Raw genomic sequence first — 22093 nt, 5'->3', positions numbered from 1 at the left:
TATATGTGCTATTTTTTGCACAATTTAGAATAAAAAAACTTAGTCCAATAAATCCGCAATCGTATAATTACCGAGCACAAAATAAACCTGTTCGGATATATCTCCCATAATCTTCTGGAAAGACTCATTCACCTTCTTGCCGAAATGATGCTTGCCCGTTGTATCCAGCATACGATCCCACGGCGGTTCTTCCTCATGAACCGTCTGATATACCTCACGAAGTGTAACCTGCTCCGGCCGTTTGGCCAGCTGGTAACCACCTGAACGTCCTTGCTTCACTTCAATAATGCCGCCTTCGACGAGCTGCGATAAAATTTTACGCAAGGCAGTTGGTTCACAATGAATTTGCTCTGCAATTTCGCTGCTGGTCAGCAGCTCCGACTGAGAAGCCAATACAATTAAAGCTTGTACGCCAAATCCAAACCGTTTCAATGTAGCCATAGCTGCTCGATTGCTTCCTCCTTCATATTTATGTGTGCTAATTTTAGCACACATTATATTTTATCACAAACCGATTAAAGAAACGGCTGGAATCGCTCGATTCCAGCCTACCCGTATATTCGTTTATCTATTATTCATAAATCCGAACTTCAACCACTTCCGCGCGATTGCCGCCGTTCGTTTCCTTAACCACGATTCGAATTCGGTCTGTTTTTACCGCATTCTCCAAGGTATGGATTTTTTTACGTGTCCGGTTATGGCAGTCGCTCGCAACGGTAATCCAATCGCCATTAGTATAAGCTTGTAACTCATATGACATCACTAGCTCCGGAATAATAAGGAACGGTGTCTCATGATGATGCAGATTAATCAGATCCTCATTCACATCATCATTAAACGTGATATGAATGTCCTGGACATCCGCGGTTCTTGGCAGCGAGACCTCCACCCATTCCTCACGGCCTTCCACCAGCGGCTCGGATACCCATAGATGTGGACCGCCAAACGGCCGGACATACCCGTCAACAACTTTAGCAGCAGAATAGGCGCTCGTCTCAACTGCAAAGCAGAATGGCTGACGAACGAGTCGTTTCATCGACCATTCAATAACCGGCTGATCAGGCTGATGGTCTTCCAAATCGGAGCTGACAACAGGTTTGACTCCACGCTCGAAGGCGAGTACACCAGATAATGGCGTATCCGACTTATACAAGCTTACCTCTTCATTCGCACGTACAATAACGAATACATTACATGACTCACCTGCGAACCTCGTAGCGTCCGCTGGCACATCAATCCATTGTTTTTCTCCTGTACCCACATAAACCTGAAGCTCTTGTCTGCAGTTGGCAGGCACATAATTTTCCGCCCGTCCTGTATCCCACAGCTCTATGGTTAAACTTGTCTCCTTAAGGGAAGTCACAAGTAGACTTAGTCCAGCAAAACCATCTTCCGCTGGGAAGATGAAACCAACATCGGATTTAAGAGCATACTCCTCCGAAGCCCGGTCAAGCAAAATGCCTGTCATTGTGCTGGATGACATGACTGTCCCTTTTCTTGCAAGGTCAGAAGAATCAGTATTATGCAGGCCGATAACCGAAGCATCGGTGCGCAGCATCGTTTGCTGCAGCTCGTTCAGATGCTTTTCCCGCAGTTCCCGCGGAGTAACGCCCTTGATTACCGACAAGGCTGCACCAACACCAGCTGCTTCACCCATTACTGCGCAAGTCGCCATTACACGAGTGGTTCCGAAGGCTACATGCGAGGCACTGACATTACGTCCTGCGAATAGCAGATTGCTGACGTTCCGGGAGTACAAGGAACCAAACGGAATATGATAAATCCCGTCTGCATGCAGATGCTTGGAGCCGCTTTCGGTCGCATACACCCCTTGTGGTGGATGAAGGTCGATGGACCAGCCGCCAAAGGCAATACGGTCTTCGAATGGCACCTGGGAGATCACATCATTTTGCGTCAGAATCGTATCTCCAAGGAACCTGCGGAATTCGCGTTTACCTGGAATCGACCCTACCCACTCCAGCGTCATGTTCTCAGCTTCAAACCTGCCAGAGTTCTTGATGAAGTCCCAGATCCCATAAATAACAGACCATAGTTCATCCCGGATACGTTCATTCTCATGAACCGTATCAAGTTCACCGCCCCATTCAATCCACCAGTAATGACAACCGGAGTCACCGCTCCGAATAACACGTTTAAGTGGAATGGAGGTTGTCGTAATATCCTTAGCAAAGGCTGGTGCAACGAATCGGACTGGCTTGCCTACATCCTTCGTGTAGAAGAGCAGCGTGCTGCCAAGCGTGATATCGTCAGCCACTTCAGGCGCCCAGTCTTCCCCGAACTCATCACGAGCTTCACGCCCGATGCGATACGCCGCTCCCGCCAGGAATCCGACTAGTCCATCCCCGGTACAGTCAAGAAAAACCTCGCTTTCGAATGTGATCTCCCGCTCTGATCCCATCATCCATCCATTCACGCTTCGGATAATCCGGTTATCCAGTTCACCGTCTGCTTCGACTTCTCTTACATCCGTATTCAGGAATAGTGTAAGATTTGGTTCCGCCTTTACAGCCTCCAGCAGCGTAAGATCCCAGAGATAAGGATTACCTTCCGGATTCCGGTATTGGTTCTGAATAAATAATTCTCCCATAATACCGGTCTCCCGTGCATAGCGATTAACACCATGTCCTGTTGCACCACATACCCACACACGTACCTCGGAGCTGGAATTGCCTCCAAGTACAGAGCGATTATGAACCAACGCAACCTTTTGCCCTAACCTTGCCGCCGCGATTGCAGCACTAATACCTGCCAAGCCTCCACCAATAACCGTTACATCGGACTTCACAATCTCTTGTCTCATGAAATAAGCCTCCTTTGGATTAGCCTTTAACTGCCGAGCTGGATACGCCTTGGATAATGTATTTCTGACCAAGCAGGAATACTAGAATCATAGGAATAATTGCTGCCGATGAGGCTGCCATCATACCGTTATAGTCAACATTGTTTTCCAGAACGAAATTCTGGAGGCCAAGAGGAATCGTGTACAGCTTTGGACTTTGCAGGAACACAAGTGCATTCTCATAATCATTCCATTGCCAGGAAAAGTCGATAATAGCGAATGTCGCAAGTGCTGGTTTGGCTAACGGCAATACCAGCTTGAAAAATATCCGGAAATGGCCGGCTCCATCGAGAAAAGCAGATTCTGTAATCTCCTTTGGAATACTAAGAAAGAACTGACGAAGCATAAATACTCCGAAAATCGAGAACATAGCGGGCAAGATCAATGCCCAATGCGTGTTGTAAATATGAAGCCAGTTAAACATAATAAACTTCGGAACAAAGACCACCTGAGGCGGAATCATCATCATGGATAAATATACCATGAAAAGTGTATTCCTCCCTTTAAATTCCGTACGTGCAAAGCCATAAGCAGCAAGCGCTGACAAGAGGACGGCACCTGCAGTACCAATAACCGCAATCTTGATCGAATTCAAATAATAGGGAAGAAAATTATAGCTCCCCGTCCAAATCCGCTGATGGCTGCTCCAATCAAGCCTCGAAGGAAGCCATTGCCGGAACACTTCACTTGGTGTTTGGAAGGATGTGCTGATCATCCATAAGAAAGGGACAATCATAAACAATCCTGCGAGAAGCATAAGAATCGTGACGGAAAGCTTAACCGAGAGGTTATTTTTTGTTTCAATCATAGGGCTAGCTCCTCTCTAATAATGGACCCAGCGTTTTTGGCCGACCCATTGAATGATGGTAATGACGAGAATAACAGCGAACAGGAACCAGGAAATCGTTGACGCATAACCCATCTCGTAATAGCTGAAAGCCGTTTTGTAGACGAACAGAGACAAAATCGTAGTACTTCCGCTTGGTCCACCGCCCGTAATCGCCTGGATGAGAGAGAAGGATTTAACCGTCATAATCAGACCCGTAATCAACAGCATAAAGGTCGTTGGACTAACGAGCGGCCATACAATTTTCCATGTAATAGTCGCACTGCTCGCACCATCGATCCTTGCCGCTTCGAGCTGCTCAGTTGAAATCTCCTGTAACGCAGCTAGATAAATGATCATGTTGTAGCCTAACATGAACCAGATTTGCACCACGTCAATCGCATACATAGCCGAGTCAGAATCCGCAAACCAGCCTGGAGGCGATACGATACCGATCAGGCGAAGGACTTCATTAATTGGCCCTTGAGATGGCTGAAACAACAGCATCCAGACGAATGCAACGGCAACGCCGCTCGAAATATAAGGCAGGAAAAACATTCCTCTGAGCAATCCCTTCAAATACACACTGCGATTCAGCACAAGAGCGACAAGGAATGCAATAGCCAGCGATACCGGAACTGACAATAAGAATATGACTGTATATTTAATTGAGGCATAGAACTGTTCATCACCGAACATACGGCTAATATTATCCATCCCGGTAAACTTCCAATTTGGATTAGCAAATTGATAATCCGTAAACATCATCCCGAAAGAGAATAGGGCTGGTAAAATAAAGAATGCCAGGATACCCAGCATATTAGGCAAAATAAACACATAACCAATCCAGCCTTGCTTCTGAATCCAGCTTTTCCTTTTCACAGAAATCGCCGCCTTTCTTTATCGTTAAGAGCTTTCTGAATATAGCAAAGAGAGAAGAAGGAAGCGGATGATCCTTCTTCTCTCTTTGGAGGGTTAATGTCTGTATCCGGTTACTTGATATATTGCTGATGACGCTTAGCCATATTTTTAAGCGTTGTATCGATATCCTGCTCGTTCAGGAAATACTTCTCATACTCTTCTTTACGGGCATCAATTGCCTGCTTTGGAACATTTAGTTGGAAGGATGGGAATTGTCCAAACACAACCTTGTTCATCGATTCCGAATCATATTTATCCTCTAAGCCTTTCAGGAGCAAATCCATCGCTTGTTTGTTATCCACACTCTTTGAGGATGGAATACGTCCGCCGCTTGCCATCGGCAGCATACCGCCGTCCGCATACCATTTCGCAAATTCCCAGGCTGCCTCTTGATGCTTCGACTTTGCGTTAACCGAGAGGAAATCCCCCAAGCCGCCTGCATATTTGTAATCCTTCTGATCTGCCGTCACTTGTGGAATTGTTGCAAAGGCAATTTTGAAGTCATGCGGATAATCCTTCAGGTTATTGGCATTGCGGAAAATAAACTCCCCTGCGCTCAGCATTGCTGCTTCACCCTTCAGGAACATCGTATCTACCGGCATCTTGCTTGTCACTTGCTCGCCGTACTCAGGAGTTGATTTGTCGACAAACATCATGTCATGCAAAATCTGGAGCTGCTGCTTCCACAAGTCATTATCGAAGTTCGAGGTACCATCCGGTTTCGTTACGCCAAGTCCGGCAATCGTTCCGTCAATCGTAGCTGTAAAGGCGGCATCATGCTGTAAAAGCCCGTATACATTATCTTTCTTCAGTTTATTGGCATACTCTCTCAGATCCGACCATGTCCAATCCACTGGCGGAACCGGAAGCCCTGCTTCATCCAGCATGTTTTTGTTAAACCAGATGAACAGCATATTTTTCTTGGTCGGAATGCCATAATATTTTCCGTCGATTTTCCACTGAGCGGCATCCACACCCATTTGCTCATCGATGTTATAGTCCGTCTTGCTGCTAAGATCCAGAGCAACACCCGCATCTACCCTTTTCTGTAAAAGGTTAACCGTATAGTTGATGAACAAGTCTGCATCCTGGCCCGTCATGAGCGCCGTATCCAGCTTCAGGTTGCCTGGATCATCATTGACATAACGGATGTATTCGACCTGAATATTCGGATTTTCCTTATTCCAAGTGTCGATGACTTCTTGCGGACCTGCTTCAGCAGGAACGGCACCCCACATAGTGAGCTTGACCTTCTCACCCGCTTGCGATTCGCTTGCCGTACCAGCATTTTGACCAGCATTCCCATTATTGTTATTGTTGTTGCTTCCGCATGCTCCAAGGATTGAAGCAGCCAAAGTCGTGATGAGTACAACCTTTAACCAACCTTTTCGTATCATTCGTCTTCCCCCTTATGAAGATGATAAGCTCTCGTCTGCTACGTCTTTAACTTTATCACCAGCCCGGCGATCGGGGGATGAACAGCGTTTGGATATTCATAGAACGAATTTTTGATCTTTCCGGTATTCATTAGGCGTAACACCACACCACCGCTTAAAGATCTTGATGAAGTAGTTGTCATTCTCAAATCCAACTGAGTGACCGATATCACTAACCGTGCGTTCCGTCTCGGTGAGCAGCATCTTCGCCGCTTGAATGCGGCGGTTCTGAATGTAGTGTATAAGTGTTGTGCCCGTCTTTTTCTTAAACAAATCACTCACATAACTCGCATCCATACGGATGAAGTCAGCTAGGCTTTTAAGTGTAATCTCTTCGGCGAAATGCTCTTCAATATATGCAATAATCCGGTTCATCTCGGGATGATCGGTTGGTTGCTTGGCAGACTTGTCTGGGAACCACTTGTCCGCCCGGCGAAGCTTTTCCATTTTCGCCAGCTCCGCAGACACTTTCTCCATCGCTTGCTTTAGACCCGGCAAATCAAGAGACAGCTTCATCAAATAACCCGAAGCTCCGTGCTCAACCGCCTGCCGCGCATACTCGAATTCACTGACAGCCGTCAGCATGACAAAGCGGCATTCGTAGCCTTCTTCCCTTGTCAGCTGCAATAATCGGACACCATCCATAACCGGCATAAAGATATCAGAGATGACAACATCAGGTTGAAGTTCCCGAATAAGCTGCAAGCCCTCTTCCCCGTTTACCGCTTCACCTATAATTTCAAACGGGATATCTGCCTTCTTGAACAATTTGCGCAGACTTGCCCTCGCATGCTGTTCATCTTCAACGATCAATGTTCGCCACATCGGTAATCCCCTCCTTTGCGTATGGCTTGGACAATAATAGCGGAAAATGCATCATGACCTTCGTTCCTTCATCTGTTGATTCTAAGACAAGTCCTGAAGGCTGATTTTTGAACATAAGCTCTAGGCTCTCCCGCAGATTTTGAACACCAATGCTCTTTCGTTTCCTCGTTGACTGATTCTCCTGCGCTTTCCTCATCCCGATACCATTATCCTCTACTTCCAGAATCAACAGCTTGTTCCTTGTTGTTGCACGAATATCGATACGTCCTTCACGCTGTGATTGCCCAAAGCCGTGCAGCAACGCATTTTCCACCAATGGCTGTAAACAAAATTTCGGAATCAAGGCATATTCCAATTCTCCTCTTATCTCATAGCGAAGCTCGATGCCATGCCCAAACCGTTTGCGCTGGATGTCCATGTACGATTCATTAAGGACAAGCTCATCCTTCAGCAGAATAAGGTCGACCTCCATATTCAGTGACGTTTCTAAGATCTTCCCAAGCCCTACGCAAATCTCATAAATATCATCTTCTTCCTTATCTAGTGCAATGCTTTTAATTGTGTTTAGTGTATTCAGCAGAAAGTGAGGATTCATCTGCCCCAGCAGCACTTGGAACCTGACGAACTGCTTCTGCCGCTCCTCCAGCTTCAAACGCTCCAGCAAATCATTAATGTCTGTGATCATAGAGTTAAAGCTTGAAGTCAAGGCCAGAATCTCGCCCCTTCCTTGCTCCGGCAGCTTCGCCTTCAGATTCGACTTCACTGTCGTTTCCATCTTGCGTTGAAGGAGCTTCAAAGGTCCGGTAACGGTTGATGAAATAAAGTAAGTCAGAAGTACGAACAGGAGCAGTATGGCACCGTACGCGGCAAAAAATCGTTTTTTCTGCTTGTCTACTTCTTCAAACAATAAGGAAAGCGGAACCTTTTTCACAAAGTACCCGTCCAGCTCTTGAATCTTGCTATAGGTGTACATCATATGATTATTCACAATCGATTTGGACGAAGGGTCCGCATCCCCGCTTTGAGCGGTTTGAACGATACTAGTAGTTACATCCGCCGGTACCTGCTCATCGGAATCCGATTGAAGCATGAGATTGCCCTTGGCATCCAGCAAGAAGTAAGTCCCTTCTCCTTCGCCGCCTGTAGTTTTGATAGCGAACCATTCCTCATAATCGATACTGAACCGTCCGTAAGCAAAAGGCTTAAGTCCATCGTCCCGCATCACTTCGTAAAGGCTGAGCATTCGATCGCCATTTCTCTCCCGTACAACAGTCGACACATCATTTGGCTTCCAAATGTATCGCTGCCCTCCCTCCCGCTTCAGCTCCTGGACCCAATCCTCCGAGCTTATAGCCGCGTAATTCAAGGAATTCTCTGGCGCATAAGAAGTGTAAGCGTTTCCTTTTAAGTCGATTAAGGTATAGTACACCGTAGCTCCCGTTAGGAAAAAGCTGTTTTCAATTCCTGCGAATTTATTTTCTACGATTCTTTTGCGATTAATGGCATCATAATTCCCCGGCTCCTGCATCACTTGACGAAGAACAGAATCTTGCTCAAGCAGCATCCCTGTCTTCATCACAAGGCTCATTAGATCAACAAGATCATTCTTGATTCCCTCCAGCTGCTCAATATTTTTGTCCGAAGCATTCCGCTGAAGCAGCACTTCCGTCTCCCGGAAATTGTAGAGAAATAACAGCGCGATCGGAACAAGGAGGAATAACAGGAAGGAAAGCAGTATCCGGTGTTTAAACGTATCCGGTGTAATTCGGCGGAACCATCGTGTCAGCATTACAGCTCAGTCCTCCAAGGCTTTTATACCTCTCAATTTACTTGACAGGTATGCCCGTCCGCAAGTGAGTTTTTTGCCCAATCAAAGAAACAAAAGCCCGCCTTCCTGCTATTACAGGAAAACGGGCTAGTTTTGAGAGCATCACAAATCCATAAAGCATATTAAAGGGACTTTCCCATTGTCATTTAAGACGTAAGGAAAGCCCCTCCTCTATATTATTTCTTCTTTTTGCAAGACTTCTTCTTATCAGTCGATAATTGAATCGGAATGTCATCAATAACAGTACGAAGCACGTTTCGGAACACAAGTGCTGCTACGTTATTATAGTTGCCGTAGAAATCAGACAGATCATCATTGAAGAACTGAATGACTCTGATTCGGAACACCGGATATACGAATGTATTTCCAAAAATGCTTCTTAAGGTAACAAAATGAAAGAAACGGTTCGTACGGAATGCAATTCTGTACAAAGCTGCTATTTCTTGAGGAGATAATTCACGTTCAATTGGACTAACTACTTTCCCGTTATTTACTACCTTCACATGAATGTTAATTCCCCCAATCACTTTATCAGGGGCAATCAGTGTAGCGAGCGCTTTAGCTTTTTTCAAACCTTTGACATAAAGGGTGACCTCGAATTGACCGTCCCCCAGATCCGCTAGGGGACCGATCCGTACAAGCGGGTCCTTGCCTATCGAATACTTAATCTCGTTAAAATAAGTGAATTCAGGCGGAGATAAACTGATTTTTGCCTTCTTCATTTATAAATCTCCTCTCTCGCTATGAGCAGTTACTAGCATCATATTTTTAGAGAGAGGAGACTGTTACCGCATTCATCTAAGAGGTGACACCTATTTTTCTAGAAAACAGCAGAAGTCAAAGTTACGAAGTAGGTGCGCCCTTCTTCCGCTTCAAACCTTCCATCTAATAGGGCAATCGTAGTGCCTTGATCATCCTCAACCTGCACGGACTCGGTATATCGGATCTTGCATGAGCCGCTTTTCTTCGCCTCAATAACAGCCTGCTTCAGCTTGCCGTCTGCCCACTGAATTCCAACGATATATCCACCTCTTGCCTTCAAGCCATTGATTTGACCAGCTTCCCATGCAGCTGGCAAAGAAGGCAGCAGCTCAATTTCGCCCAAATGGCTTTGCAGCAGCAGCTCAGCCATGCCGGCACTGCCGCCGAAGTTTCCATCGATCTGGAACGGTGGATGGGCGTCAAGCAAATTCGGGTACGTTGATCTTGCAAGCAGGGTCTGAACAGCACCATATGCCTGTTTCTCATCTTTCAAGCGGGCGAACAAATTAAGCAGCCATGCACAGCTCCAGCCGGTATGCCCGCCGCCATTGGCAAGCCTGCGGTCCAAGGAAGCAATAACTGCGGCGAGCAGCTCTGGCGTACCTTCATTAATTTCGTTGCCTGGGTACACACCATACAGATGGGAGACATGCCGGTGACCCGGTTCACTCTCATCGAAATCCTCGTACCATTCTTGCAGCTGGCCGTGACGACCAATCTTATAGGCAGGCAGTCGATCAAGCGCGGCAAGAAGCTCATCACGGAACGTTGACTCGTCGACTTCAAGCACATTAATTGCTTCTAGACAGTTCTGGAACAAGTCTCGGATAATGGCGATATCCATCGTGGATCCAAACGATACACTACATGCCTCACCATCAGCAGTTAGGAACTTATTCTCCGGTGATGTGGAAGGATTCGTAACCAGATCTCCATTTGGACCATCAACCAACCAATCCAGACAGAACAATGCCGCACCTTTCAGAAGCGGATATGCTTTTTCACCCAGGAATACTTTGTCCATGTTATACAAGTAGCTTTCCCATACCTGCCGGACAAGCCATGCTCCACCTAGAGGCCAGAATGCCCAGCTTGCACTTCCTCCAGTTGGTGTCGTCATCCGCCACAAGTCTACATTATGATGCGCTGTCCAACCCCGGCTACCATAATGGATTCTCGCTGTACGGGAGCCAACCACGCTCATCTCTTCCAGCATTGTAAAGAGCGGCTCATGACATTCGCTTAAATTACATACTTCCGCTGGCCAGTAGTTCATCTGTGTATTGATGTTTATCGTGTAGTCACTATGCCACGGCGGCGAAACATGAGGATTCCATATGCCTTGAAGATTAGCTGGCTGTGTACCCGGCCTTGAGCTTCCCATCAGCAAATATCTGCCGTAATGGAAATATAGCGCTTCCAAATGCGGATCATTTTTAGTTGCCTGGTAATCAGTCAGTCTCTGATCAGTTGGCTTATCGTCTTCTGACTCCACTTCTGTTAAAGAAAAGGATACTCGGTCAAACAGTGCACGATGATCCGCTGTATGACGTTCGCGAAGGGCCTCAAATCCAAGTGCAGCAGCAGCTTGAAGCCGATCAGTACAACGTACTGAGCATGCTTTATGATCAGGAGACATGTTGTAGCCTGCGTAACCTGTTTCTCCAGCCAAATACACATTAAAGTAAGTGGCATTACGAACTTGCAGAACGCTCTCACTGTTACTTAATGACCCATCTGTCTCCACTTGAAGGCGGATTTCAAACGGCAGTCCAAGTTCGTCCTCATAGAGAACATCCAGAGGATGATCTTTATGATAATTACCTGCCACATGGCTTGGTGCTTGTCCAATGAGCCACAATACGTCATCTTCAGCCTGCTCAATCCGATAGTGAAGCAGCGAATCCAAAGCAAGATCACGGTTCATCGTACCTTCAGAAGCTTTGTATCTCACTATCAGCACCTGATCTGGCGTACTAACGAAATATTCACCACGAACCTCTACTTCCCCATCACGATAGCTAACAGATGCAATCCCATCATTCAGTTGAAGCTCACGACGATAATCCGATAAAGCAATATCCGAATCCTCAAGCCGAATAATCGACAGACCTCCAAGCGGCAAATACGGCTCTACATCTCGCCCTTGCATGGTCGATTCAATTAACGCCTCAGCTTCTTCATATTTCCCGGAAAATATGAGCTGCCGTGCTTTAGCCAAATAACGTTGAGCTTCATAGTTAATCTGATCTCGTGGAAAACCAGCCCATAAGGTGTCTTCATTCAACAATATCTGTTCCGTATCTGTACCGCCAAATACCATCCCGCCGATACGTCCATTCCCAATCGGCAGCGCTTCTTCCCATACTGCCGCAGGTTGCTCATACCAAAGCTTCCAATCCTTCACTATCTCTCCGCCCATCGTTCATCCTCCATCCATTACGATGCCAAAGAGAGCCCGCATTAATCGGGCTCTCTCATCGTTACAACCGTATTATTCGTTCCACAATTTAACGCGTGCTTTAACCAGATCTTCACGGATGCTTTCTGCTTTTTCTACATCAGCCTTAACCAACTCTTGTTGGTATGCATCCCAAATTTTATCAAAGTCTGCTGGTTTAGCCAAGATTACTTCAGGAATACGTTTCCAAGTAATATCAGTCAGTTTCTTCTCGATAACTACTGCTTCACTATCGCCAGGAACTGGAATGTTCCAAGCTGCACCCCAAGGCTTAATTTTGAACTCTTCTTCTTTAGGGAACAGATCTTTCCAAGTTGTCGAATTGTATGCTTTAAGAACTTCTTTCTCTACATCGTTAAAGCCAGCTTCGATTTGCTCTGGGAAGTTTGTTGTGTAGTAGTTGCCGCTTGGATCTTTTACGCCGTCACCGTAGTGGCCGCTCAGCAGGTTGTAAAGACCAATGCCTGTTTCTTTAGTGAAGTTTGTTGCGTCATTGATTTTGCGATCGTTAACTTCTTGTGGAATAACGCGTTTGCCATCAACGACATTGTAATGCTTGCCTTCAATACCCCAGTTCATAAGCACTTGGCCTTCATCGGAAGCAAGGTAGTCAAGGAATTTAATTGTACGAACAGGATCCGGATTGTCTACGGAGATCGCTACACCGCTGCCCGCCATGAAGCCTGTTGGCCAGAACGATGCTTCTTTGATGTCTTCAGACATTGTAACCGGATAGTGGCCATAGCCATACTCGAATTTGCCTTCTGCTTTCAGAGCTTTCTCGCCGTCGCCATAATCCCAATCTTGGTCAATCAAGCCAAGAACACGGCCCGAAGCGATTTTCGCTTTGTATTGATCGTATTTTTGAACGAAGCTTTCTGGATCGAGCAAGCCTTCAGCGTTCATATGGTTCAGCCATTTGAAGTATTCTTTCTCTTCTGGACGACGGAAGTGGTACGTTACTTCTTGTGTATCCACATTGATGTTAAACTCGCCATCATCCGAACCGCCAGTTGCAAGGAATGCTGGGTTTGTTACCGAGATGTACATATGCCAGTCATCAGCATTCAGTGTCAGACCGATATTCGGGTTGCCATTCTCATCTTTTGGATGAAGAGCAAGATAGTCTTTAATCGCTTTCTCATAGTCTGCGACTGTACGGATTTGTGGGTAGCCCAGCTCTTTTACAACACGGTGCTGCAGCTCAAAGCCGCCGCCAGCGTTGAAGTATTCCTGTCCAATACCGTTATACGATGGAATGACATAAATCGCATGGTCATCATCGCTGTAACGAAGACGGCTCATATTACCTTCAAACAGCTTTTTCAGGTTTGGAGCATATTTATCAATAAGATCAGTCAAATCGAGTACAGCGCCAGCGTCAACAAATTTGGCGATACTTTGTTTAGCGCTGATCAGATCCGGATATTCACCACTTGCCGCGATCAGGGACGATTTTTGAACCGCATCACCTACTGCGAATTCTGCATCAAGAGTAATACCTGTTTTCTCTGTAAGGTTTTTACCGATTTCGTCCTGCATGTTCGCCCAGTTCGGTGATGGATCTTCACTGTAATACGTCAATGTGAGCGGCGAAGTATCTTCTGGTGCAGCCGACTCCGTGCCTGTATTGCTGCTTGTGTCTGGGCTAGCTGCATTGTCTTCATTATTGTTATTGCTGCCGCATCCAGCCAGCAAACCTGCAACCAATGTAGTTGATAATGCGAGGCTTGACCACTTGCTGATTTGATTCATAAAATAACCCTCCTATATATTTATGAAATCCATATTGTATTAACGGGTTTCCCCAGGAATACCACTTCTAATCATTAGATCAACCTTTTACGGCGCCTAATGTCATCCCTTTGACGAAATACCTTTGCAAGAAAGGATAGACCAGCAGGATTGGAACGGTAACGACGATGGTAATCGCCATTTTTACGGATTCAGGCGAGACAGTAGACATCATTTGTGTCATGTTCGAATTATGGATGTCCACGTTATTACCTGATGTCGTACTTTGCAGTACTTTCATCAGTTCGAACTGCAAGGTTGTTAAGGCTTCGCTCGAACCGTTGTACAGATAGGTATCGAACCAGGAATTCCATTGTCCAACGGCCAGGAACAATGCGATTGTTGCAAGCGCCGGCTTCGACATTGGAAGAATAATGCGCCAATAGATTGTGAAATCATTTGCACCATCAAGCTTGGCAGACTCTTGCAGGGCAAACGGGATTCCATCCATAAAGGAACGGATAACGAATACGTTAAAGGCACTTACGAGACCTGGAAGGATATACACCCAGAATGTATTCATCATGTGCAGGTCACGAATCAGGAAGTAGACTGGAATTAATCCGCCTGATACATACATGGTCAGTGCCAGGAAGACCGAGACGAATTTACGTCCCTGGAAATCCGGCCGGCTCAGCGTAAACGCGAGCATGGAGGCACTGATCAGACCAACCACCGTACCAGCTACTGTCCGGAGTACGGAAATCTTGAATCCGGTAATCAAGCCGCTGAAGGAGAAAATAACTTTATAGTTTTCCCAAGTGAAGTCACGTGGGAAGATCGTAATACCGCCTCTTACACTGTCTACAGAATCATTGAATGAAAGAGCAAACACGTTCAGGAACGGATACAAAGTGGCGATCATAACGAAAATCACGAATACATATACGATTACACTTAGTAGCCGGTCTGACAGAGGCGCGCCGCCCAATAGTCCTTTTGTTTTCATGGTTGCACTCCCCCTTACATGATGCTTTCTTTAGTAATTTTTTTGAACAATCCATTAGCGGTAAACAGCAGGATGATACTAACAACCGAGTTGAAAATATTAACCGCTGTACCAAACGAATAACGACTCAATTGCAATCCATATTCAAGTGCATACAAGTCAAGGACTTGTGAGTAATCACGAACGAGATTGTTGCCGAGCAGGAACTGCTTCTCGAAGCCGATTTGAATCAAGTGACCAATCGACATAATTAGCAGGATGACAATCGTTGAACGAATACCTGGCAAAGTAATGTGCCATATCTGTTTAATACGATTTGCTCCATCTACTCTTGCTGCTTCGTACATTTCTTGGCTGATGCCTGCAATGGCTGCGAGATAGATGATCGTATTCCAGCCCATCTCTTTCCACACATCAGAGATTGTTATGATTCCCCAGAAGTAATGGCCATGTGCTAAAAACTGAATCGGTTGATCGATGAGCCCAAGCCACATGAGAATCTCATTGACTGTGCCATGATCAGCGGACAGCATCTTAGTCACGATGCCCGCAACAACGACCCAGGATACAAAGTGAGGCAAATATGAGATCGTTTGGGCGAACCGTTTGAACGCCATACTCCGAACTTCATTAAGTAAGACTGCGAATATAATCGGTACTGCGAAGCCTGCAATAATCCCCATAAAACTCATCGCAAGTGTATTTCGCATAACTAAGTAGAATGTATCATCCTGGAAGAGCGTTTTAAATTGATCGAAGCCTACCCAATCCTGCTCGCCAAATGATTTGGCTGGCTTGTACTTCTGGAAGGCCATTGTCCAGCCCCATAATGGATAATAACTAAATACGAATACCCAGATTATGAAAGGCAACGACATCATGTATAAGTATTTGTTACGGATAGCTGTTCTCCAAAAATTTCTCTCTCTCTTTAACTTGCGCGTCTGCTGTTGAACGCTAGTTGTGACCGCTTTCATCGGTATCCCTCCTGCCTTATGCATTTATGATAACGGATTCATGGCAGATTCCGGTACCCAAAGGATTTGGCATAAAATCATATAAAAATTAGTGTAAGCGGATTCAATCACTAAAAAACGCATGTTTTTCTCAGGGGAGAGAAAAACATGCGTTCGTTCTAGGATTCTTTCTTCTTGTAAACAGACGGTGAAGAACCTACATACTTGCGGAATTTGCTGTGGAAATAGTCGACGTTTGCATAACCAACCATCTCCGCGACTTGATAGACCTTAAGCCCTTGCTCAAGTAATATTTTCGCTTGTTCCATTCGTACTTTATCCAGATACGTGTTGAAGTTTTCCCCTGTAACCTGTTTAAACAGCTTGCCGAGATAAGCACTGTTGTAATTAAATAGTTCGGCAAGCGTCTCCATTTTGAGGTTCTCTTTATAATTCCGGTGAATGAGATCGATCATACGCTTGATTTGCTTGTCCGCCGAAGTATTATCAAGGGAATCAGCAATCTCTTCGATAATCGCGGTGACCCGTCTAGTAAGGGAGTTGAATCGGTATTCACGGTACAGCTCAGGAATCCGTAGACGGTATTCACGGACCGGAAGCTCCGGGCGCTTGGAAGCAAGCTTATCGAGAACAACCGATACCAATTCTACAAAAGCAGCCTTAATCTCAGCTTCTCCAAATCCCATCGCCTTCATCGCTTCGGCGGACTCTTCGATGAGCTGTCGGATAGCATCCCTATTCACAATTTCAAGAGCCAGATACAGTTTCTCTGCAGTCCCCGTCCAGTCAAGTTTGGTTTCGTAGATGCTTACAGGCTGCAGAATATCCTCCTGCATGATCTTACCGCCTTCCAGGAAGAACCTAAACTTCATCCGTTCCAGCGCTTTCTGATAAGCACCTGGGAGATCAGCTATACCAGCAGCTGCCTTACCGCCTGACACGACCGTAAAGTCAGAAGCATGCTCTTCACAGGCATCGGCAATAATCGCATACACATCACGACAGAAGGCCTCATTGTCCAGGCTTTTGTTCAACAAGATTAGCATGTAAGGCTCCATCCCAATGGCCAGTCCTGCCCCGGATTGCTCAACCCGTTCGGAGAGTCTGCGCTTGATCTGGGCATGTCCTGCCATATCCTCTTCACTTCGTTCATGCGTTTTAATCAGGAGCAGTTCGTACTCCTTCCAATCAAGGGATGTTTGCAGCTGTGACACATTGCCTAAACTGCCTTGAGCAAGGAGCTGCTTCAAATCCTCCTCTACATTCCCTTGACGCATATCCTGCTGTTTCTGCCGCGTTTCATATTCGATATCCAGCTCTTTCTTCAAGGAATTCAAATAGTCAATCAGCTCATCCTCATCTACGGGCTTAAGTAAATAGCCATCAATACGCTGGACAATAGCCTGCTTGGCATATTCGAAATCTGCATAACCACTTAAAATCAGCACATGCATATTGCCGCCATTTTCTCGAATGGTCCTGATCAGCTCAAGCCCGTTCATCTCCGGCATTCGGATATCGGCAATAATGAGATCCAGCTCATACTGCTCGCATTTGCGAAGAGCATCTTTTCCGTTAGCTGCCGTATCTACAACCTCGTAGCCAAGGCTCTCCCATTCGAGCAAGGTGCGAAGACCTTCGCGGATCATCGGTTCATCGTCTACTAGTAATACTTTATACATATAAATCCTCCCCAAAAGGTAAGGTAAAGGAAACCTTTGTCCCTATACCTGGTTCGCTCTCGAATTGAAGGCCATGCTCTTGGCCGTAGGTCAACTGCAGCCGAAGATGAACATTACGTAGTCCAATTCTATTGTTCTCAGCGTCTTCCGTTTCGCTTAATTGGTCAGCTACACTATCGATTTTCTCCTGCGTCATTCCTGCCCCATTATCAATCACTTCGATCCGGACAAGATCACCTTCACTAGTTGCGCGAACGATCACAACGCCACCCTCCGCCTTATTCTCAAAGCCATGAATTACGGCATTCTCAACCAGCGGTTGAATGATCAGAGGTGGAATCGATACTTTCTCCACAATCGGATCGATATGAAGCTCGTAGGATAAACGATCCTCGTATCTGAATTTCTGAATATCCAAATAACAACGGACAATATCCATCTCGTCAGCAAGGTAGGTCATGCGCTGCGTCACCTCAATACTACGCCGCATCAGCTTGCCGAGCAGACGGACAACTTGGGAAATCTCCTTTTCCCCTTTCAAATGAGCTTTCATCCGGATCGATTCCAGCGCATTAAACAGGAAATGGGGATTAATCTGGCTCGCCATCATTTTCAGCTTGATTTCATTTTGCTTGGATTCAAGCAGGTTCTTCATCTTGTTCGTTTCCTGCACTTCTTCTACCAGACCATTAATGCTCGATACCATGGAGTTAAATTGCCGGGATAACTGGCCAATCTCATCCTTGCCGTCAATTTCCATCACGATATCCAGCTTGCCTGTCGCAACCTTCGTAATATGCTTGCTTAACCGAAGCATCCTCTTCGTAATAATGGTGGATACCCCGATAATGAGAAATATAGCGATAATCAAACTGATTGAAATAACCGTAAACGCCAATGATTTAATGTGATTGGCATCCTTCACGATGGTATCTACAGAGAAGACCGAGATGATCCGAAGCGTGTTGCCGCTTGATTCCGGTACAAGAGGCTCAATCAGTACGCGAGAAGCTTGGCCGTCGATATCCGCCGAGTACATGCCGCTTTTCTCCTGTACAATACTTTGCTCGAAATCAATTTCCTGCAGCGTTTTACCGGTTCTCCCTGTCCTGTTAGCCGCAACAATCTGGTTATTATCATCAACAATCATGGTCTCAAAGGACTCCTGATTCAAGATACTGTTCATCATCGACATATTTAAAGTAATGACGAGGACACCACTTGTATTGTTGTCTGCAAAAATAATCTCGCGCACCAGACTCAGATAATTCCGTTTATCCCGCTCGTCTTCAAGGTAATACCAGTTTACCCCACTTCCGGGTGTCAATGCGTTCTTATACCAAGCCGCTTCCTTAATGGACTTGTCCGGCTGGATAAAGTCCCAGTTATTGAGCATCGTTGGATTCTCCATATAGAACCGGATATTCGCCACTTCATCATGCTGCTGGCGGATCTCATTGAAGTCGGTGTACTCCCGGTAAGCGGCTACCACTTCATAGGTGGATTCATAACGGCGGTTCGTAACGGTCTCCAGCCGTCCGTTATTTTCCAAACGATAGGCACTGTCATAAGCGACATTCATCAGCTCAGTCGTTCTTGCTTTTACGCGTTGTACGTTTGTATGTGTCTGCTCCATCGCATTATCCAGCGCCATATTGCGCAGCTCGTTAGTCAGGAACACGCCAACAATGAGAATTGGAATGAAGAGGACTACGATACAGGATAGGATGAGCTTTGTTCTCAGTTTCACATTATTAAGCAGGTGTGAGAACATATGAAACATCTTGCCAGCCCCCTGTCACCAGAACAGAAAATTTGATTGCGTTTACATTCTAGGCGTTTAAACGCTAATTGTACAGGGATTTTATCTCCAATTGTTCGGGTATGAACTGGAACTCCCGCATGTTAGAATCGTTGAAACCCCTTACAATTTAAAGGAGCTGACCTTTTTAATGACTCAGAATTATCCATTCCAAAACCCCGACCTGCCACTTGAGCAGCGTGTTAATGATTTGGTTAATCGATTTACACTCGAGGAAAAAATCAATCTGATGTGCCAATACCAGGACGAGATCACACATCTTGGCGTCAAAGCATACAAGCACGGAACCGAAGCTGCACACGGTATGGCATGGCTTGGCGAAGCAACTACATTCCCTCAGCCAATTGGTCTTGCTTGTACATGGGACAAAGATTTATTGAAACAAATCGGCAGCGTGATTGGCGATGAAGCCCGCGGCTTCTATCACCAGAATCCTACACATAACGGTCTGACCTTATGGGCGCCTACTGTCGATATGGAACGTGACCCGCGCTGGGGCCGTACCGAAGAGGCTTACGGTGAGGACCCACATCTGACTGGCAAGCTGTCAGCTGCAATCACTCAAGGTATTCAAGGCGACCATCCTTTCTATGTGAAAGCAGTCGCTTCGCTTAAGCATTTTATCGGCAACAACAACGAGATTAACCGCGGTGAATGCTCCGTCAGCCTGGATCCACGCAACAAGCATGAATACTATTTGAAAGCCTTCGAAATTCCATTCAAAGAAGGTGGAGCACTGTCGATGATGACGGCTTACAACTCTGTGAATGGTGTCCCTGCCAACCTTAATACTGACGTAAATACAATCGTCAAACGGGAATGGGGCATGAACGGTTTTGTTGTCAGTGATGCGGGCGATGTACTTGGCACAGTGAATGATCATAAATACGTGGATACGTATAAGGAAGCTGTAGCCCTGACCATCAAAGCTGGTGTAGACAGTATTACCGATGATCATCCGATCTCGAAGCAAGCTATCCGTGACGCCCTTACAGATGGCATGTTAACGGAGAACGACCTGGATATCGCGCTTCGCAATACGTTCCGTGTCCGGTTCCGCCTTGGCGAATTTGATCCTGCATCCCGCAACCCTTATGCGGCGATTGATGATTCCGTTATTATGAAGCCTGAACATGCTGAGCTTGCACTGGATTCGGTCCGTAAAAGCATTGTGCTGCTTAAAAATGACGGCATCCTGCCGCTGCAGTCGGATAAATTGTCCAAGGTTGCGGTTATCGGCCCGCTTGCCGGCATTGTATACCGCGATTGGTACAGCGGCTTGATGCCATATGCCATTACACCATTTGAAGGCATTAAAGCCAAAATGAATGGTCCTGAGCAAACCGTAAGCCTTGCTACCGCAAGCAATCGTGTAAAGCTGAAATCACTTAAAAATGGCCGCTTCATAACGGTCACAGATGGCGAGAATAATCCACTTGCTGCTAATTCACAAGCATCCAGCTCAGCAGATTTGTTCGAGACAACGGACTGGGGCTGGGACAGCCATACGATCGTTGCGGAGAACAACAAGCTGTATTTATCAACGGATGATGAGAAAGTGACAGCATCCTCTGAGCATATTTGGGAATGGTTCACGAAAGAAGTGTTCCATGTTCGCCCTCAGCAAGATGAGAATGTTGTAACCTTCACCACTTGGAACAACCGTCCTGTTACGGTTAACGCCGAGACCGGTGCTCTTGAAGTACAAGACGGCGATGCTATTATTGCCGATCCATTCGCAGTAGTAAAAGAAACCGACGGCCTTGAGGAAGCTGTAGAAGCTGCCCGTCATGCTGAGGTTGCTGTCGTTGTTGTAGGTAACCACCCGCTCATTAACGGCAAAGAAACCATTGACCGTCCTGACTTAACACTTGCTGCTTATCAAGAAAAATTGATTCGTGAAGTGCATGCCGCGAATCCAAATACGGTTGTAGTTATTGTTGGCAGCTATCCATTTGCGATACCTTGGGTTCAACAAAACATTCCAGCAATCCTCTATATGTCACACGCAGGTCAAGAGCTTGGCCGTGCACTTGCAGATGTCTTATTCGGCGACTACAATCCTGCAGGACGCGTAAACATGACCTGGTATGAATCAACGGATCAGCTTGGCGAGTTTATGGACTACGATATTATTAAAAGCGAACGCACTTATCAGTACTTTGCAGGCAAACCACTTTATCCATTTGGTCACGGCTTGTCGTACAGCCGATTCCAATATGAAGCTCTTAACGTTGAACAGTCCGCTGATTCGATTACGGTAAACTTCCGTGTAACGAATGTCAGCGATGTGGACGGCGAAGAGGTTGTCCAGCTTTATACGAGAGCTCTTGATTCACGTGTTAAACGTCCGCTCAGACAGCTGCAATCGTTCGAGAGAATGGCTTTGGCTGCTGGTCAATCGACTGAAGTCCGCTTCGAGCTGGACCGTTCCGAGCTGGCATTCTGGGACGTAACACGAAACAAAATGTGCGTCGAGCAAGGTAATTATGCGTTCCTCGTTGGTGCATCCTCCGGCGATATCCGCTTGGAAGGAACATTAAGTGTTGCTGGCGAAACGATCCCACCTCGTGATCTGTGCCAAGTAACTGCTGCAGTGAACTATGATGACTATTCCAATGTTATCATCAGCGACAACACAGAAGGCGGCGACAGCGCTGCAACTACAGCTTCCGGTGCATGGCTCCGTTACGATGATGCCGTGTTTGGCGAAGAAGTCTGCTTCTTTGAAGTAAGAGCACAGGCAGTTAGCGCCGTAACCATTGAGATTAGATTGGATGCGCCAGATGGTCCATCGACCGGAAGCTGCACATTGCAAGCTGGTACAGCGAATTGGCAGACGGCATCCTGCTCTATTGAGCAAGCCGCCGGTCACCACAGCGTGTATCTGGTTGTACAAGGCGAAGGTGAAACCAAGCTTGGCTGGTTCCGTTTCGGTAAATAATATGGA

The 22093-nt window shown here is 46.2% G+C and carries 15 protein-coding genes; 1 reads left to right on the top strand and 14 read right to left on the bottom strand.

Features of this window, described 5'->3' with window-relative positions; translation table 11 throughout:
- Positions 1-39 precede the first annotated feature (39 nt).
- From FHS17_RS18580 to FHS17_RS18515, 14 genes are all read right to left on the bottom strand, one after another.
- Positions 40-441: an RrF2 family transcriptional regulator gene (locus tag FHS17_RS18580; RefSeq protein ID WP_167279913.1), complete on the bottom strand. Its 402-nt coding sequence runs from the start codon at positions 439-441 to the stop codon at positions 40-42.
- A 130-nt stretch (positions 442-571) separates the two neighbouring features.
- Positions 572-2893, bottom strand: coding sequence for an FAD-dependent oxidoreductase (locus FHS17_RS18575; RefSeq protein ID WP_341805855.1), 2322 nt, complete (start codon positions 2891-2893; stop codon positions 572-574).
- Complete coding sequence (locus FHS17_RS18570) at positions 2841-3668, bottom strand: carbohydrate ABC transporter permease (RefSeq protein WP_167279911.1); 828 nt, start codon at positions 3666-3668, stop codon at positions 2841-2843. The genes FHS17_RS18575 and FHS17_RS18570 overlap by 53 nt, the downstream gene beginning before the upstream one ends.
- A 15-nt stretch (positions 3669-3683) precedes the next feature.
- On the bottom strand, positions 3684-4568 hold the full coding sequence (locus FHS17_RS18565; protein ID WP_341805854.1) for a carbohydrate ABC transporter permease: 885 nt from the start codon (positions 4566-4568) through the stop codon (positions 3684-3686).
- Between the two features lie 110 nt (positions 4569-4678).
- Entirely contained in the window at positions 4679-6004 is a 1326-nt protein-coding gene (locus FHS17_RS18560; RefSeq protein ID WP_167279910.1) for an ABC transporter substrate-binding protein, read from the bottom strand.
- A gap of 96 nt (positions 6005-6100) precedes the next feature.
- Entirely contained in the window at positions 6101-6868 is a 768-nt protein-coding gene (locus tag FHS17_RS18555; protein ID WP_167279909.1) for a response regulator transcription factor, read from the bottom strand.
- Positions 6846-8657 carry a sensor histidine kinase gene (locus FHS17_RS18550; protein ID WP_167279908.1) on the bottom strand — a complete coding sequence of 604 codons (1812 nt, stop codon included), beginning with the start codon at positions 8655-8657 and terminating at the stop codon, positions 6846-6848. Before FHS17_RS18550 ends, FHS17_RS18555 begins: the two co-directional genes overlap by 23 nt.
- 215 nt (positions 8658-8872) lie before the next feature.
- A complete protein-coding gene (locus tag FHS17_RS18545) occupies positions 8873-9418 on the bottom strand; it encodes a hypothetical protein (protein WP_167279907.1) in 546 nt (181 codons plus the stop codon).
- Positions 9419-9516: 98 nt separating this feature from the next.
- The gene (locus tag FHS17_RS18540) at positions 9517-11880 is read right to left on the bottom strand and encodes a glycoside hydrolase family 95 protein (RefSeq protein ID WP_167279906.1); all 2364 of its coding nucleotides are present in this window, start codon (positions 11878-11880) and stop codon (positions 9517-9519) included.
- Positions 11881-11952: 72 nt separating this feature from the next.
- On the bottom strand, positions 11953-13674 hold the full coding sequence (locus FHS17_RS18535) for an ABC transporter substrate-binding protein (RefSeq protein WP_167279905.1): 1722 nt from the start codon (positions 13672-13674) through the stop codon (positions 11953-11955).
- Between the two features lie 79 nt (positions 13675-13753).
- Complete coding sequence (locus FHS17_RS18530) at positions 13754-14662, bottom strand: carbohydrate ABC transporter permease (protein ID WP_167279904.1); 909 nt, start codon at positions 14660-14662, stop codon at positions 13754-13756.
- Positions 14663-14676: 14 nt separating this feature from the next.
- A complete protein-coding gene (locus FHS17_RS18525; protein WP_167279903.1) occupies positions 14677-15639 on the bottom strand; it encodes an ABC transporter permease in 963 nt (320 codons plus the stop codon).
- A 158-nt stretch (positions 15640-15797) separates the two neighbouring features.
- Positions 15798-17321, bottom strand: coding sequence for a response regulator transcription factor (locus FHS17_RS18520; protein WP_167279902.1), 1524 nt, complete (start codon positions 17319-17321; stop codon positions 15798-15800).
- Entirely contained in the window at positions 17314-19104 is a 1791-nt protein-coding gene (locus FHS17_RS18515; protein WP_167279901.1) for a sensor histidine kinase, read from the bottom strand. Before FHS17_RS18515 ends, FHS17_RS18520 begins: the two co-directional genes overlap by 8 nt.
- A gap of 169 nt (positions 19105-19273) precedes the next feature.
- Between FHS17_RS18515 and FHS17_RS18510 the strand changes: the two genes are divergently transcribed.
- Positions 19274-22087 (top strand): glycoside hydrolase family 3 protein, encoded by a 2814-nt coding sequence (locus FHS17_RS18510; RefSeq protein ID WP_167279900.1) that lies wholly within the window; start codon positions 19274-19276, stop codon positions 22085-22087.
- The last annotated feature ends 6 nt before the right edge of the window (positions 22088-22093 follow it).

The sequence above is a fragment of the Paenibacillus lupini genome, assembly GCF_011761355.1.
In the GTDB taxonomy this organism is placed as follows: Bacteria; Bacillota; Bacilli; order Paenibacillales; family Paenibacillaceae; genus Pristimantibacillus; species Pristimantibacillus lupini.
Note: the sequence above shows the minus strand (reverse complement) of the source record. Positions and strands in the feature narration are given on the sequence as shown.